Annotated in this window: 1 protein-coding gene; it reads left to right on the top strand. The window is 55.0% G+C overall.

Going from position 1 to position 573, the window contains the following annotated elements:
* Positions 1 to 573 (top strand): AMP-binding protein (locus tag ACX1DY_RS31490; RefSeq protein WP_458968055.1); only part of this gene is annotated, 573 nt, incomplete at both ends.

A 573-nucleotide genomic window follows, 5' to 3' on the forward strand; every position in this document is an offset into this window, starting at 1 on the left:
GTGCGCATCACGGAACAGGATGTCTTTTTACAGGCATCGACAATTTCCTTCGATGCAGCGACATTTGAAATTTGGGGAAGTTTGCTGAACGGTGCGAAGCTGGTGCTGATGCCGCCGCATATCCCGACGCTGGAAGAACTGACCGAACGGATCGAAAAATATGGCGTGACCATACTGTGGTTAACGTCGGGCTTGTTTAACGTCATGGTGGAGCATCGCCTGCAGGGATTGAACGGAGTGCGCCAGTTGCTGGTAGGCGGTGATGTCGTCTCCGTGCAACATGCGAAAAAGGCGATGGAAATCGAAGGGTTGCAACTGATTAATGGTTACGGCCCGACGGAAAGTACAACTTTCGCCTGCTGCTATCCGATCAGCGAAGGGGACGTTGACCGGGGAACGATTCCGATTGGTCGTCCGATCGCCAACACCCGCGTATATGTCGTCGACGGAGCGAACAAGCTGCAGCCGATCGGGGTGCCTGGGGAGCTGTGCATCGCAGGGGACGGCTTGGCGCGTGGTTACTTGAACCGACCGGAATTGACGGTGGAGAAGTTCGTGGATAACCCATTCGAA

The organism is Paenibacillus sp. BAC0078 (assembly GCF_054483875.1).